The 14717-nt window shown below is 41.4% G+C and carries 14 protein-coding genes and 1 pseudogene; 3 read left to right on the top strand and 12 right to left on the bottom strand.

Translation table 11 applies throughout. The annotated features are described in order from the left end of the window. Positions 1-97 precede the first annotated feature (97 nt). From HT734_RS07570 to HT734_RS07545, 6 genes and pseudogenes are all read right to left on the bottom strand, one after another. Entirely contained in the window at positions 98-406 is a 309-nt protein-coding gene (locus tag HT734_RS07570; RefSeq protein WP_173277195.1) for a hypothetical protein, read from the bottom strand. Then, positions 399-1040, bottom strand: a complete 642-nt coding sequence (locus HT734_RS07565) for an ABC transporter ATP-binding protein (protein ID WP_173277194.1) — start codon at positions 1038-1040, stop codon at positions 399-401. Before HT734_RS07565 ends, HT734_RS07570 begins: the two co-directional genes overlap by 8 nt. Position 1041: 1 nt before the next feature. Continuing rightward, positions 1042-3072, bottom strand: a complete 2031-nt coding sequence (locus HT734_RS07560) for a bacteriocin-associated integral membrane family protein (RefSeq protein WP_173277192.1) — start codon at positions 3070-3072, stop codon at positions 1042-1044. A gap of 224 nt (positions 3073-3296) precedes the next feature. Then, a pseudogene (locus HT734_RS07555) lies at positions 3297-4249 on the bottom strand (XRE family transcriptional regulator). Positions 4250-4320: 71 nt separating this feature from the next. Next, positions 4321-4881, bottom strand: coding sequence for a ribonuclease M5 (gene rnmV, locus HT734_RS07550; protein WP_173277188.1), 561 nt, complete (start codon positions 4879-4881; stop codon positions 4321-4323). Continuing rightward, a complete protein-coding gene (locus HT734_RS07545) occupies positions 4881-5654 on the bottom strand; it encodes a TatD family hydrolase (protein WP_173277186.1) in 774 nt (257 codons plus the stop codon). The genes rnmV and HT734_RS07545 overlap by 1 nt, the downstream gene beginning before the upstream one ends. A gap of 157 nt (positions 5655-5811) precedes the next feature. Here HT734_RS07545 and HT734_RS07540 point away from each other — a divergent pair, with 157 nt between their 5' ends. Continuing rightward, positions 5812-5952: a hypothetical protein gene (locus HT734_RS07540; RefSeq protein WP_004249917.1), complete on the top strand. Its 141-nt coding sequence runs from the start codon at positions 5812-5814 to the stop codon at positions 5950-5952. A gap of 386 nt (positions 5953-6338) precedes the next feature. Here the strand turns inward: HT734_RS07540 and HT734_RS07535 are convergent, their stop codons facing one another. The 4 genes from HT734_RS07535 to HT734_RS07520 all read right to left on the bottom strand — a co-directional run bounded on the left by HT734_RS07535 (position 6339) and on the right by HT734_RS07520 (position 10394). Further along, positions 6339-8303, bottom strand: coding sequence for a peptide ABC transporter substrate-binding protein (locus HT734_RS07535; protein ID WP_173277185.1), 1965 nt, complete (start codon positions 8301-8303; stop codon positions 6339-6341). 138 nt (positions 8304-8441) lie between these two features. Beyond that, a complete protein-coding gene (gene rpmH / locus HT734_RS07530) occupies positions 8442-8576 on the bottom strand; it encodes a 50S ribosomal protein L34 (RefSeq protein ID WP_000831905.1) in 135 nt (44 codons plus the stop codon). Positions 8577-8730: 154 nt separating this feature from the next. Beyond that, positions 8731-9945, bottom strand: a complete 1215-nt coding sequence (locus HT734_RS07525; protein WP_173277182.1) for a pyridoxal phosphate-dependent aminotransferase — start codon at positions 9943-9945, stop codon at positions 8731-8733. Positions 9946-10100: 155 nt separating this feature from the next. Beyond that, entirely contained in the window at positions 10101-10394 is a 294-nt protein-coding gene (locus HT734_RS07520) for a hypothetical protein (RefSeq protein ID WP_173277178.1), read from the bottom strand. 160 nt (positions 10395-10554) lie between these two features. Between HT734_RS07520 and HT734_RS07515 the strand changes: the two genes are divergently transcribed. Beyond that, complete coding sequence (locus tag HT734_RS07515; RefSeq protein ID WP_138026789.1) at positions 10555-11007, top strand: universal stress protein; 453 nt, start codon at positions 10555-10557, stop codon at positions 11005-11007. Positions 11008-11234: 227 nt separating this feature from the next. On the opposite strand, the gene HT734_RS07510 is transcribed toward HT734_RS07515, so the two are convergent. Further along, a complete protein-coding gene (locus HT734_RS07510; protein WP_173277175.1) occupies positions 11235-12626 on the bottom strand; it encodes a Cof-type HAD-IIB family hydrolase in 1392 nt (463 codons plus the stop codon). A 65-nt stretch (positions 12627-12691) separates the two neighbouring features. On the opposite strand from HT734_RS07510, the gene HT734_RS07505 reads away from it, so the two are divergent. Beyond that, positions 12692-13654 (top strand): asparaginase, encoded by a 963-nt coding sequence (locus HT734_RS07505; RefSeq protein ID WP_173277173.1) that lies wholly within the window; start codon positions 12692-12694, stop codon positions 13652-13654. 51 nt (positions 13655-13705) lie between these two features. Here HT734_RS07505 and ccpA read toward each other — a convergent pair whose 3' ends face one another. Continuing rightward, the gene (ccpA, locus tag HT734_RS07500; protein ID WP_001090628.1) at positions 13706-14716 is read right to left on the bottom strand and encodes a catabolite control protein A; all 1011 of its coding nucleotides are present in this window, start codon (positions 14714-14716) and stop codon (positions 13706-13708) included. Position 14717: the final 1 nt, after the last annotated feature.

Below are 14717 nucleotides of genomic sequence, written 5' to 3'. Positions count from 1 at the left end.
GTAACACATTCCCCTTGTATTTTGGGGGTGAAAATCATACCAAAAAACTATCTTTCCTCATGAAGAAAGATAGTTTTGGAAATCTTTAAAGGTGGACTTATCGGTTCTCTCGAAACATCCGTTCGAAAAAATCATCTTCTTGATAACTTCGATTTTCAGGTAAGGTCAAATCTACATCCTCCTCCACATCGTCTACTGTCAGTTCAACCGTTTGAGGTAAATTTTTCAAACGATAATGCTTTTGCCTTTGCCCTTCAATACTAGCAAAATCAAGCAAATACCCATTCACTCGGATTTGAACCAAAAGGAGATGATTGGTCATATTTTCCATGATGAGAATATCTTCTAAACCACCTCTGGCACTAGGATAATCAGATACCCTGCGAATACGAATTTTTTCACACATGAGCAAGCTCCCTCATATCAATGATTTCATCGGCCTTATTCCAGACTAGGGGATTATGGGTCGCAATGATGATAATTCGATTTTCATCTTTCAAGCCCACCAAGAGATTCATAACCTCCTCTGAATTTTCAGGATCAAGAGCTGCTGTTGGTTCATCCGCTAAAATCAAGGGTGGATTTTTCAAAATAGTCTTCGCAAGGGCAACTCGTTGGGCCTCTCCCCCAGATAAAGTATAAATTTTTTGTTCTAGATCCAAATACCCTAGATTAACCTTTTCTAAAGCCTCTACTTGCCTTTCCAAACGTTCTACTTTTGAAATTTTTTGACCGACAAAGCCCAAATCCAAATTCTCTTTGATTGATTGGTTTTCTAAGAGTCCAAAATTTTGAAAGAGATAGCCCATCTGGTCTCGAAAATACTCACGAGTGGGAGTGGTTTTTAAATCTTTCCCCTGATAGAGAACCCTTCCTCCATCTATCTTTTCTAGTTTGCCTAAGATATTCAGCAGCGTCGTCTTTCCGCTTCCACTCTTTCCGATTAAGGCATAGACCTTGCCCTTCTCCAGCTTGAGATTTAAACCAGAGAAAATCGCGCGGTCATTAAACTTCTTTTCCAATCCTTGAATATCAATCATCTTATTTTCCTTTCAATACTGCCATGCTACCAGATTCTTCCTTTTTATCCTGCCTTACTAAAATCAACAGAGCGTTAAGCGTAAACAAAGCTACAACTAGAGCGCTAATCAAGCTATCTCCTGTCAAAACACTAGATAGGATTAGCCCAAGTAAGAGAACTCCTCCTTGCGCCAGTAAATACTTGCCATGAAGCTCATAGATTGTCATACCAGAAAGACGTTTAATCATGATCTCCCGTCTAAACTGCTCAAAATAGAGAAGATTCATAGAATCAAATAACAAGATAGCCGTAGACAGGGTCAAAATCGTCCCAATAAGGAGAGAGTAAAACTCCATCCGTTTGTCATTTAGTACCTTGGCAAAAAATAGCTGGCTTTTTACCAAATAAGAGACTTTGTGATACAGACCTTGCTCTTTTAGAGATGTGATGCTGTCTCCATATCGATCTAGTTTCAAGGCACTATTAGCCGTAGTTCCCCACAACATCCCTGCAACAGGTCTTGTTCCAGTCGCTTGCGGCGTTAGAACTACAATAATCGGATCTTTTAGATATTGACGTGTCGTCTTGTACCCATCGTTATAGAGGAAGCGTTCCTGTCCTGTTTCTGTAAAAGCTAGCGTTAACTGTGGAAGGTAGTGTTTCTGACTCGTCGCTTCTACACTTTCAGATGAAAAGTTTTGCAGGTAGTCTGTAAATAATCCTTGATAGTAGGCAGACTGCTCTCGCAAGCTCTCAGGCAAGATCAGCCCAAACTCTCCCTCAGACAAGTTTTGCATCTTGTCCATAAACTCTGAAGAAATGGTAACCTTTTCTTCTATCAGATAGCGCGGTGAGACATAGATGACATTCCCTGCTGGTGTGTAGTCATTGAAACGATTGCCATCTAGGTCTACTTCTGCTCCATCTGAGAAATTGTCAACATTGCTCATGATATAAAAAGAGTCTGTATTGGCTAACCGTTCTTCAGTAAATGTCTGCCACTCGCGATTCTCCTTACGCATTCCTTCTTCATCGGCAAATGCACTAGACCAACCAAAGGATAGACGGTAACGATCTGAGGACTGGCTCCATTTATCGCTAGCTCTCTCCATCTCCTGCATTTCACGGTAGTGGGGTAGGAGAGCAGTCGCACTCGAGCCGACTACCAGCACGGCCAAGAGTTGCCCCACCATCATCAATGTCATCATACGTTTGAGAGGGAGTTTCCCTTTCAATAGATCCACCAGACTATTTTCCTGTAAACCAAGTAGATACACGACACTTAGTAAGGTAGAAATCCCTATCAAGGCCAATCCATAAAGCAAAAGACCAATGATGACCAGTTGCACCGTTGCCATAAACAAGGCACCTTGATACCAGAGAATTCCCACTCCCAAAAAACTGGATACCATCACCGAGAAGATAAGCTGTCTCATATCTTCTAATACTGGTCTGAGAGCAACCCCAAACAAGCTCTCACCAGCTATTAAACGAATCCCTGCTTGACGGAGGGATTTTATCCGATAAATCAGAGTCAAACTCATAAAGGTCAGCAGAAAAATAGCTAAACTCAGTAGCACCATAGGGGTGACAGCCAATAGTAAGACTATCGAAAATGAATCTTCTCCATTCGAAACAAAGCCTTGATAGCCAAGTTCTTTCAAGGTGGTCTGTAAGCTCACTCCATCCAAACTTCCTGACACAATCAAGTAAGACCCTAATAAATCACTCGTTTCTGCACTCTCCTTGGAGGAAATGGTCAGACCTGCTGGAAGCTCTCCCTGACCATAAGTGGCATAGGTAAAGCGTGTTTCTCCAGCTTCATTTGGCTCAACGATCCGACGGGCGATGAGACTATTATGCTCTACCGCCAAGTGACTCAAAGCCTCTGTCACCTCTTCGCGACCAGCTACTGGTTGATTTATCACCATTCCTGTCACATCAACAGAGGGATAGTTACCAAATAAAATCTCTTCTCGATGGTCAACGGAAGTTATCACCATATAAAGCGATACCAATACCATTGAAACCAAAATAAATAAACGTTTCATCATTTCCTCCAAAAAGTTACTTGGTCACTTAGTGAGAAGGTGACCACAGTCACTACAATGTTAAGAAGCATATTAAGTTCTTTCCACTAGCAACATCTTCAAATACATTATATCCGTTTCTTCAAGAACTACCAAGGACATCAATGTCCTTAGAATCTAACTATTTCATTTTATTTTTAACTTATATATTAAAAACAGCCCTAAAGACGAACTTTAGAACTATTTCAAGACCAGAACAAGGACATTTTTGTCATTGCTTCACTATGCTTTACTATGTTTATAAATATTTTTTTACATCCTCTTGCCATTCCTCTGTCAATTTCTTTACTAGAAATTCATCTCCAATTAGCTGCGCAAATGTTTTAGAAGACTGATAAAATGATTCAGATAAACTAAAATCTCTTTCTACTCTTAATGCTTGCTTCCACAAAAACATAAATACAAGGGGTTTCTTTTGATAATCTTGGGTTTTATCCATAATTTCTTGTAAACACGATAGATAATCATTAAAGCAATCCGTTACTCCTACCTTTTCAAGACAACACATTCCTGAAATAAGAGTATCTCTAATTATAAAGAAGTTTTCTAATTGAGTTACCTTCTTCTGTTCTAAAAGAAAGAGCATTAGCTTTTCGATTTGATTCACAAATTTGGCAAGATCTTTTCTAATAAGCATTTGATAAAAAAACAAACGAATCAACAACATATCATTTATTGAATAAGCTTCTTTTTCTATAATCTGAGGCATATGTTCCTCAAGTATTAACTCTGCGTATTCAGGCCTTCTAGTTCTAGAAGTATCTAAACACGCCTGCAATACTTCACATACTAATTGTTCTTCTTTAGGAAGATTATCAAAGTATATTTTATAAATCTCTTCCAAACACGCTTCTTTCTTATCGTATTCCTCTTCTTTACCATAGATTGGTTCACGTAAAATCTGGTATTTCAATTCTAAATAAGCAGGAGGAAGAGCTGAAAAATCCGGCATAAGGCTATAAGCTGGAACTCCTAAACGACGAGCAATATAGTCTAACTTCGGCAAACTCGGTTGCGAAGCTCCACTTTCAATTCGCGACAGTTGACGAACTGTCAGTTCTTGCTCATCTCCACAAAAATCTGGACGACTAATTCCTTTTTCTATCCGAATCTCTTTAATTTTTTGACCAATTAACATCAGACGTCTCCTCTTCTACCTGCTTCGAAAAATACTGGGAAATTTAAAAAATTGTAACGGGCACATCTTTCCTACTCATAACTTTTCATAGCTTCTTCCACTTCTGCCAAGGTGACCCCAAACAACTCTAGGCGCTTGAGAAGTTGCTTGCCGTTAGAATAGCCGATTCGGAGAGCCTCTCCCAGATATTCTCTGCGCTTACGGCTATCTGCCCCTGCTAGAAAACCAAGGCGAATCAAATCGCTACGACTGATATCAAACTGGCTCTCATGTTCAAATTGTTCTGTCACCTGAGCTAGAGCTGTTTTCAGGTCTTCATAGCTGGCATGCTCAATTCCCAGAGAACGCCCCTTAGTTTTGGACTTAGGAACAGCTTCATCTCGTTTGAGGAAGGCATGCTGAACCGTTGGAATGGCCGTCATAATCATGCGCCGAATCCGCTCCCCATTAAAATCTGGGTCTGTAAAGACAATAACTCCATGACGTTGGTGCAGGCGCTGAATCCGCTCTATATCCTGATCATTGATGGCAGAACCTCGTGTCTCATAAGTATCCACATCAAAGAAACGCTTGAGATTGGCCGTATCATCGCGACCTTCAACCACGATGACTTGAGAAATTTTTTCTTTCATTACTTGCTGTCCAATCCAAAAATGCGCTCTGCATTTGCAGTTGTTACTGTGGCTAACTCTTCTGTCGTCATGCCACGCAAATCCGCGATAAAGTCCACTACATAGCGAGTATAGGCTGTTTTGTTTTCGCGACCACGCTTGGGTACAGGTGCTAAGTAAGGCGCATCTGTTTCCACCAAAATCTTGTCCAAAGGTAACTCTTTAGCTGCTTCTTGGATGTCAGTTGCCTTCTTGAAAGTCACCACTCCTGAGAAGGAAATAGTCATGCCAAGCGCGACAAACTTCTCTGCCCACTCAAGCGTCCCTGAAAATGAATGCATGATGCCACCTCGAGGACCAACGCCCTCGCTCTTGATAATCTCATAGGTATCTTCTAGCGCATCACGTGTATGGACAACAAAAGGCAAATCCAAATCCTTAGATAGCTGAATCTGACGGCGAAAAACCTGCTCCTGCACCTCTTTTGACGCTGTCATCCAATGATAATCCAAACCAATCTCACCTAAAGCAACAACCTTGGGATGTTTGAGCTTATCAAGCAAGTAGTCTTCAATCTCCTCTGTATAAGTCCCTGCCTCTGTCGGATGCCAACCAATAGTCGCGTAAAGTTGCTCATACTCATCTACCAACTCCAAGGCACGCTCAATCGTCGGTTGATCAAAACCAACAATATTCATCTGTGTCACACCCATCTCAGCAGCCAAGGTAATTTCTTCTGCCTCACGACCTGCAAATTCTTCTACATTCAAGTGTGTATGTGTATCAAAAATCATCTCTTCTAACCTCGTTTTCTATCTACTATTATAGCAAAAAAACTGACCTCTCTCCCCATCTGAAAAAAATATTCTAAAACCCATTATCATCTCTTGATGCTCTTTTTTCAAAACAGTATAATAACACTTATTGAATTTTTCAATAAAGGAAATGATCATGTTTACAAAATTAAAACAGACCTTCATCGGTCGTCCTCTTAAGTCCTCGACCGAAGGCGAAGGGGGACTACTGGAAAAAATACAGACCTTGACCATCTTGTCAAGCGGCGCTCTGTCCTCCATCGCCTATGGGCCTTAGCAAGTAGTCCTAATACCCCAGTTTATCCCTAATAAACCTTGGCAGAATATCCTGCACAATCAGATGAGTCTCAAACTCAAATACGCCCTTCGTTGGCACCAAGACGTCGTTGTTGCTAGCTACTCTTATCACTTAAAAGAATAAAGAAAAGGCCCTACCAGAACCAAGAAGTATCTGGTAAGGCCTTTTTATGAATCCAGTCACTAGGCTTATACTCAATGAAAATCAAAGAGCAAACTAGGAAGCTAGCCGCAGGCTGCTCAAAGCACTGCTTTGAGGTTGTAGATGAAACTGACGAAGTCAGTAACATACCTACGGCAAGGTGAAGCTGACGTGGTTTGAAGAGATTTTCGAAGAGTATTAACTGAAAAGCATGACTAGGAATACTATTGAATGTGGTTAGCTAAATCTTCCTGAGCTTTTTTATTTGACTCAGCTTTTTCTTTCAGCCATTTTTCATAGAGTTCTTGGTATTGTTTAGCAGTTACTGGCTCTTTTTGCAATTCAACATATTTGTAGTTGTCCGCATTTCCCTTATGACCAACGAATGAGAATGGGCCTGTAAACGGTACTGTCTTACGGAAGATTGGATTGGCTCCGCCACTTTGAACTGGTAGGAAGAGGGCACTATCTGTCAACCAAGCTTGGGCTTCAGCATATTTTTCATAGCGAGCATTAGTATCTGTGATTTCAGCATCTGCCTGATCCAAGAGTTTCTTGTAGTCAGCAAGACCAATCTTATCCTTAACTTCCTTGTCTTTTCCTTCAGACAAGCCCATGTTTTTCAACTGAGAACCAGTCTCTGGATCTAGAATCGCTAGGTAAGTCTTCGGATCCGAGTAGTCTCCACCCCATCCTGAGACGTCAATATCGTAGTCTTTTTGTTCTGCTGTATCTGCAAAGTAGGTTGCCTGATCTTTTTCATCTGGAGAAAGTTGGATAACATCGATGACAACATTATCCTTACCAAGAGTGGCTTCTACTGTTTGCTTGAGAGAGCCAGCCTGTTGCACATCTAGCTTAGCAGTCTGGTCAACTGGCATATCCAAATGAATTGGGAAGGTTACTCCCTGAGCTTGAAGACTTTCTTTAGCCTTAGCAAATTTCTCTTTGGCCTTGTCAGGGTTCAAGAAGGCTTGCTTACCATCGTTTAGGTTGATATTTGCCCAATCTTTACCGTAGTTAACAATTTTTTCATTGACAATATCACCGAAGTTCTTATCGCCAACTTGGACAAAGTTACTTGGTGTAATCGTGTTACGTAAGATACGGTCTGCTCCATCTTCACCATTTGTCTGTGCTGCATAAGCATGACGGTCAAAGGCAAAGTTGATAGCCTGACGGAAATCCTTATTTTGCATAGCTGCGCGTGAATCTGTCTTTTCCTTATCAGACTGTTTCATAGTCTGCTTGTAGCTTTGACGATTCACATTGAAAAGATAATAGAAAGTAACTGAATTTTGCGGTGTATAGGTAATCTTGTCCTCATTTCCCTTCTTAAGCTCAGAAAAGACTGAACTTGTTGGGAAGATACGGCCATCAGTATAGTTACCATCCAAGAAACCTCTTGCAATGCTGTCTTGGTCAGAACCGTCAAAGAAAGAAAGTTTCACTTTCTCGATTTTAACATTGTCCTTATCCCAGTAATTAGGGTTTTTATCAAGTTCAATCAAAGATTTTGATGTGAATGATTTAAATAAGTAAGGACCATTTGACAAGATACTTGATGGTGTCACACTTCCAAAGTCATCTCCCTTAGACTTCAAGAAAGCTTCGTTTACCGGACTAAGAATACTTGCTGTTGTTTTAGAGTTCCAATAAGTCTCAGGCTGGTTGAGAGTGTATTGTAGCGTGTAATCATCCACCGCCTTAACACCAACAGTTCCAAAATCAGATGATTGCCCTTCAACATAGTCTGCTAACCCTTTAATAGAGTCTTGTACCAAGTACAAGTTTTCAGCCTTTTTATCCGCCGCATACTTAAGACCAGTCACAAAATCATGAGCTGTTACATCCGCATACTCTTCTCCTTCAGAAGTGTACCATTTGGCCCCCTGACGGATCTTATAAGTGTAGGTCAAACCATCTTTTGATACAGTCCATGACTCAGCCATAGACGGGATGAGATTGCCGTACTGGTCATTTTCCAACAAACCATCAATCAAGTTGGTTGTGATACTAGATGTAGAATCTCGTGTAGAGGTAATATAATCCAAGGTATCTGGGTTATTAACAAAGATATAAGAGTAAGTCTTGTCTGTATTACTTGATTGGGAAGACCCACATGCCGCTAGAGCTAGACCTGCTGTCAAAGCCATAGCTCCAAAAAGCATAACTTTTGATTTCTTCATGATTATTCTCCATTTTTTACAGTATGTGAAATATTATACACCATTTGAGCAAAAATATAAAGTATTTTGAGCTTTTTTTACAAAAATAAAAATCAGTAGACTCGAGTTCCTACTGATTTTTGATATGGTTCGTTTGGATTATGCAGCCAAAACTTTGCGTCCTTTACGACGACGAGCTGCCAATACGCGACGACCGTTTTTAGTTGACATACGGTTACGGAATCCGTGTTTGCGCGCACGACGAAGTTTACTTGGTTGATAAGTACGTTTCACGATGAATACCTCCTCATAGATTTTGTATTCGTTTAGCCGGCTATAAAGTGATCAGTTACTAAACATACTTTACTATTCTATCTGATTCTTTTACTTTTGTCAATAGCTCTAGGCAAATGTTTCCAGCTTTTTAACGCTTTTTCTGATGTAAGCCCTATCTACGATACTGTTTCAAGAAACGAGTCATCTTTTCTTGGATTTGGGCTAACTCATCAACACGAGGAAGGTAAACAATGCGGAAGTGGTCTGGTTCCTTCCAGTTAAAGCCTCGACCATGAACCAAGAGAACCTTTTCCTGCTTCAAGAAATCAAGGACAAACTGCTCATCATCATCAATACGGTACATATTTCGGTCGATTTTAGGGAAGATATAGAGTCCGGCTTTGGGTTTAACAGCAGACAAACCTGGGATTTCTTGAATGGCATTGTAGATAAAGTTTCTTTGCTCGTAAATTCGTCCACCTGGAAGAAGCAATTCATCAACTGATTGGTGGCCACCCAAGGAAGTTTGTACGACTTGCTGGGCCAAAACGTTAGAGCAAAGGCGCATATTGGACAACATATTGAGCCCTTCGATATAGCCTTTAACGTGTGTCTTAGGACCAGACAAGACCATCCAACCCACACGGAAACCAGCAATACGGTGGGATTTTGAGAGACCATTCATGCTGACACAGAAGACATCTGGTGCCAAGCTCGCCACAGGCGTATGCACATGCCCATCCATGACCATACGGTCGTAAATTTCATCCGCAAAGATAATCAAATCGTTTTGACGGGCAATCTCAATAATCTCCAGTAAGAGTTCCTCAGGATAAAGGGCGCCAGTTGGGTTATTTGGATTGATAAGGACGATTGCCTTGGTATTGGAAGTGATTTTTGACTTGATATCGTCAATATCTGGGTACCATTCTGCAGCTTCATCACAGATATAGTGAACGGCATTTCCCCCAGCAAGGCTGACAGCAGCTGTCCATAGAGGATAGTCTGGCATAGGCACCAAGACCTCGTCTCCATTGTCCAAAAGTCCCTGCATGGACATGACAATCAGCTCACTGACACCATTTCCAAGGTAGATATCATCAATATCTACGTTTGGGAATTTCTTCAATTGGCAATACTGCATGATGGCCTTACGGGCTGAGAAAATCCCTTTGGAGTCAGAATACCCCTCACTATCACGCGCATTCATAATCAAGTCATGAATGACTTCGTCTGGCGCTGTAAAACCAAATTCTGCTGGATTTCCTGTATTCAGACGTAAAATCTTTTCTCCGTTTGCTCGCATTCGCATGGCTTCTTCCAATACAGGGCCACGGATATCATAAGCAACATGCTCTAACTTACTAGATTTGTTATATTCTTTCATCTTGTTTCCTCAATTCATCGAGATAGTAACATTATACCACTAGAAAGAGAATGCGACAAGTTTACTGAAATGTGTTACTAAAATCCTACAGAAGAAAAGCCTCACTAAAAGCGAGGTCAAGACAGGGGAGATAGCAGGCATTTTACAAAGACACATCACATACCAAAAGATAAACCTAGAAAAAGCAAGCCTAAAAAGGAGTCATAAAGAAGATTGAACATGAGGAAAAGTCCCCATATCATCAAGCAATCCCAACGCCCACTTCTTTTTGCAACTAGGAACAATAACAGATGGTAGAGTACATGAAAGACTAAAAAGCCAACAAAACCTGGATAAAGAAGCGGAATCAACCTATCTAATTGCCAGATCATAATCACTTCTAGCAAGACTGAAACTAGGATAATTCCATAATAAAGGAAATTTGATGTTTGAAAAGAGTTTTTCATCATTCTCCCTCCCTTCACTTGTTTCCTGCTATCTTTTCTTTTATTTTATCATATATTTATATAGATTTTAAGCGCTAAGATTCTTTTGAAAAATACTTTTTTGCTTTACTTCTATAGTGAAAAGGTTTACAATTATAGTAAGAAAATTTCAGGAGGTTTCATTATGGCACAACGTTACCAAAATATCATGGTCGCAATTGATGGTTCTAAAGAAGCGGACTTGGCTTTTGTCAAGGGAGTCCATTCTGCTCTACGAAACGACGCTAAACTCACCATCGCTCATGTCATTGACACACGAGCACTCCAAAGCGTATCCACCTTTGATGCTGAAGTTTACAAAGAACTCCAAGTCGACGCTGAAAGTCTGATGAAAGAGTACGAAAAACGTGCTAAAGATGCTGGTGTAGCAGATGTTCATATCGTTATTGAAATGGGAAATCCAAAAACCCTCTTGGCACGTACTATTCCAGATGCTGAGGAAGTGGATCTCATCCTCGTTGGCGCAACTGGTCTCAACGCCTTTGAACGCCTCTTGGTCGGCTCTTCCTCTGAATACATCCTCCGCCATGCTAAGGTCGATTTGCTGGTGGTGAGAGAACAAGAAAAAACCTTATAGTCACGAAGAAAAGGAGCTCAGCACTCCTTTTTGTTTACTATTTATACTCTTCGAAAATCTCTTCAAACCACGTCAACGTCGCCTTGCCGTATATATGTTACTGACTTCGTCAGTTTCATCTGCAACCTCAAAACAGTGTTTTGAGCTGACTTCGTCAGTTCTATCTACAACCTCAAAGCAGTGCTTTGAGCAGCCTGCGGCTAGTTTCCTAGTTTGCTATTTGATTTTCATTGAGTATTATTTCTCTCTTTATGGCGTTCGTAAGCCTTGAGCTGGCGCTGCAGTTCCTTTTTAATAGCAGGTTCTGGAGCATATTTTTCTTCCCAATCATCTGGCTTTAAGATTTTATGGGTTACTGGATCAAAATGAGCCTTGCCATCTGGAAAAATTTTCCCCATATTGGCCTGATGAACAATATCAAAAATACGTTCTGGGTCCACTCCCATCAAAACAAAACTACCGTAGGTAAAGTAAAGTGTGTCAATCAAGGCATCCACTTGCCCTATCAAATCTTGCTGAGCAGGCGTCTTCTTAGCTACTTTATCTGCTGCCTTATCAAGAGCTTGATGAAGTTGTGATAGAGCTTGACAAAAATCCTCTTCAGAAGGACTGGCAGCTCTAACAAACTCCACCAATTCTTCTATTTTAAAGCCAGCCCTGTGGGTTGCACCTTCTAAATCCCAAGCTCGAGGTTCTTCTTGGGTTCGTTCATCCATCATGTGGTGGAAGGTCTTGACCTTATTGAAATGATAGTCACGGCTGACAAAGACTTTTTCTGAGGCCAGAACACCAAAATGTTCCAAGGCCTTGTGGATTCCGTCTTGCTGATTGCTGGTGGTGATGTGTTTGGCGACTTCCTTGACACTGCTACTACCATTTCCCATAGCAACTGACATACCGACACCAGCCAGCATTTCAAGGTCGTTATCCGAATCACCAAAGGCCATAACTTGGTTGAGATCAAAACCATATTCTTTCCCGACTCGGCGTATGCCTTCCAATTTAGAGTTTCCTTGATTGATGACATCCGCTGCAAAAGGATTACTACGTGTCAATTTCAAGTCTTCAAAATCAGCTGCCGCCTTCTCAGATTCTTCTGGCGTCATCAACATCAAAACTTGGTAGATAGGCTGATTCATCAGATGAAGCAGGTCTTCTTCCTTTTGGGGAACAACCTTGCTGACCATACAATTAAAGGAATGACTCACCGTACGAGTTAAAACAGAGGGAACGAAGCGACTGATTCGTTGGGAAAAAGAACCCAAACCAAAGGACATGATTTTAGAACCCAACATGGCATCCTTGGTCCCTAGGGCAATCTCCTTGCCCTCTTTTTTAGCATAAGTAATGAGCTGGCGCAAGTGTAGCTTGGAAATAGGGCTCGTGAACAAGACTCTATCTTTAGTAAAGATATACTGGCCATTGTAGGTTACCGCAAAATCCAGATCCAAATCGTCCATCAATTCCTTAACAAAAAAAGGTCCTCGACCTGTCGCTACGCCGACAAGCACCCCTTGTTCTTTGACAATTTTAATCGCGTCCTTAGTGGATTTCAAAACACTCTTGCGATCGTTGACCAAGGTTCCATCGATATCAAAAAAAACAGCTTTGACTTCCATCCTATCCCAATCTCCCCTTTTGTGATACAATGATTATACCACATTTCAGAAAGAGTGAGTAAATCATGCCTAAGAAAATCCTTGTTTTACATACGGGTGGGACTATTTCCATGCAGGCCGATGCTTCTGGCGCTGTTGTGACGAGTTCAGATAATCCCATGAACCATGTATCCAACCCACTTGAAGGAATCCAAGTCCACGCCTTGGACTTGTTTAACCTGCCGAGCCCCCATATCAAACCCAAGCATATGCTGGCCCTCTACCAGAAAATTAAAGAGGAAGCGGCTAACTACGATGGAGTGGTGATCACACACGGGACCGATACTTTAGAGGAAACAGCCTATTTCCTTGATACCATGGAAGTTCCCCATATGCCTATCGTTCTAACAGGGGCCATGCGCAGCTCTAACGAACTCGGTAGTGACGGTGTTTATAATTATCTGAGTGCTTTGCGGGTAGCTAGCGATGACAAGGCTGCTGACAAAGGAGTTTTGGTTGTTATGAACGATGAAATCCACGCTGCCAAGTATGTCACCAAAACACATACGACCAACGTCAGCACCTTCCAGACTCCAACACACGGGCCACTTGGTCTGATCATGAAACAGGAAATACTCTACTTTAAAACAGCTGAACCTCGTGTCCGCTTTGACCTTAATCACATACAAGGCTTAGTCCCTATCATCTCTGCTTATGCTGGTATGACAGATGAGCTGATTGATATGCTGGATTTGGAACAATTGGACGGTTTGATTATCCAAGCCTTCGGAGCTGGTAATATTCCCAAAGAAACGGCTCAAAAATTAGAAAGCCTTCTGAAAAGAGGAATCCCAGTCGCCCTGGTTTCACGATGCTTTAACGGTATCGCAGAACCTGTTTATGCCTACCAAGGTGGGGGCGTACAGTTGCAAAAGGCCGGTATTTTCTTTGTCAAAGAACTTAACGCCCAAAAAGCTCGCCTGAAACTCCTCATTGCCCTCAATGCTGGACTAACAGGACAGGCTTTGAAAGACTATATGGAAGGCTAATTCCCTTCTCTAAAAACAAATCAGGAAATCTTCACGATTCCCTGATTTTTTCTATTTACGTTTTCGTGTTGAACGACGTTCTGTCAAACCATGAGGTAAGAGAACTTCACGTTCTTCCAACTCTTCCTTGTGCATAATCTTAGTCAACATACGCATGCTAATAGCACCAAGGTCATAAAGAGGTTGGGCAATAGTTGTCAAGTTTGGACGGGTAAAGCGTGAGACTTGCGAATCATCACTAGTAATAATTTCAAATTCTTCTGGTACTGACACACCCTTATCAGCAAGGCCGTTCAAGACACCTGCTGCCAATTCATCACCTGTTACAACTGCTGCAGTTGCGTTTGATGAAATTAAACGCTCTGCCAAGGCATAGCCATCTTCATAAGTGTATTTAGACTCAAATACCAATCCTTCGCTATAAGAAATACCTGCTTTTTTCAAGGCTTCCTTGTAGCCAACCAAACGAACCTTACCATTGATATCATCCACTAGTGGACCGCTAACGAAAGCAATGCGCTCATTTTCTTTAGCAAGGTAGGTTACTGCATCAATCGTTGCTTGTTTGTAGTCAATATTGACACTTGGAAGCTGATGTTCTACATCCACTGTCCCTGCAAGAACAACTGGTGTTCGAGAACGAGAAAACTCTGAACGAATTTTTTCAGTCAAGTGGTAGCCCATAAAGATGATACCATCCACTTGCTTAGAAAACAGTGTATTAACCACTGAAACTTCCTTGTCATCATCCTCATCACTATTAGCAAGGACGATATTGTACTTGTACATTTCAGCGATATCATCAATCCCTTTAGCAAGCGTTGAAAAATAGCCATTGGTAATATTTGGAATCACGACACCGACAGTGGTTGTCTTTTTACTTGCCAGACCACGCGCCACTGCATTTGGACGGTAATCCAAACGGTCAATCACCTCAAGCACTTTTTTTCGAGTATTCTCTTTTACATTCTTATTGCCATTGACTACACGGCTAACCGTCGCCATTGAAACTCCTGCTTCACGGGCGACATCATAAATCGTTACTGTATCGTCTGTATTCATT

Source organism: Streptococcus sp. k-90 (genome assembly GCF_013277565.1).
Classification (GTDB): Bacteria; Bacillota; Bacilli; order Lactobacillales; family Streptococcaceae; genus Streptococcus.
The sequence above is the reverse complement of the archived record's forward strand: the minus strand, read 5'-3'. Positions and strand labels throughout refer to the sequence as shown.

Coding starts and splice junctions, on each gene's coding strand:
- HT734_RS07525 (WP_173277182.1), bottom strand. CDS start 9,945: ATGAAAGAATATAACAAATCTAGTAAGTTAGAGCATGTTGCTTATGAT.
- ccpA (WP_001090628.1), bottom strand. CDS start 14,716: ATGAATACAGACGATACAGTAACGATTTATGATGTCGCCCGTGAAGCA.
- HT734_RS07545 (WP_173277186.1), bottom strand. CDS start 5,654: ATGATTTTTGATACACATACACACTTGAATGTAGAAGAATTTGCAGGT.
- HT734_RS07520 (WP_173277178.1), bottom strand. CDS start 10,394: ATGATGAAAAACTCTTTTCAAACATCAAATTTCCTTTATTATGGAATT.
- HT734_RS07540 (WP_004249917.1), top strand. CDS start 5,812: ATGTTTACAAAATTAAAACAGACCTTCATCGGTCGTCCTCTTAAGTCC.
- HT734_RS07535 (WP_173277185.1), bottom strand. CDS start 8,303: ATGAAGAAATCAAAAGTTATGCTTTTTGGAGCTATGGCTTTGACAGCA.
- rnmV (WP_173277188.1), bottom strand. CDS start 4,881: ATGAAAGAAAAAATTTCTCAAGTCATCGTGGTTGAAGGTCGCGATGAT.
- HT734_RS07505 (WP_173277173.1), top strand. CDS start 12,692: ATGCCTAAGAAAATCCTTGTTTTACATACGGGTGGGACTATTTCCATG.
- HT734_RS07565 (WP_173277194.1), bottom strand. CDS start 1,040: ATGATTGATATTCAAGGATTGGAAAAGAAGTTTAATGACCGCGCGATT.
- HT734_RS07510 (WP_173277175.1), bottom strand. CDS start 12,626: ATGGAAGTCAAAGCTGTTTTTTTTGATATCGATGGAACCTTGGTCAAC.
- HT734_RS07515 (WP_138026789.1), top strand. CDS start 10,555: ATGGCACAACGTTACCAAAATATCATGGTCGCAATTGATGGTTCTAAA.
- HT734_RS07570 (WP_173277195.1), bottom strand. CDS start 406: ATGTGTGAAAAAATTCGTATTCGCAGGGTATCTGATTATCCTAGTGCC.
- HT734_RS07560 (WP_173277192.1), bottom strand. CDS start 3,072: ATGAAACGTTTATTTATTTTGGTTTCAATGGTATTGGTATCGCTTTAT.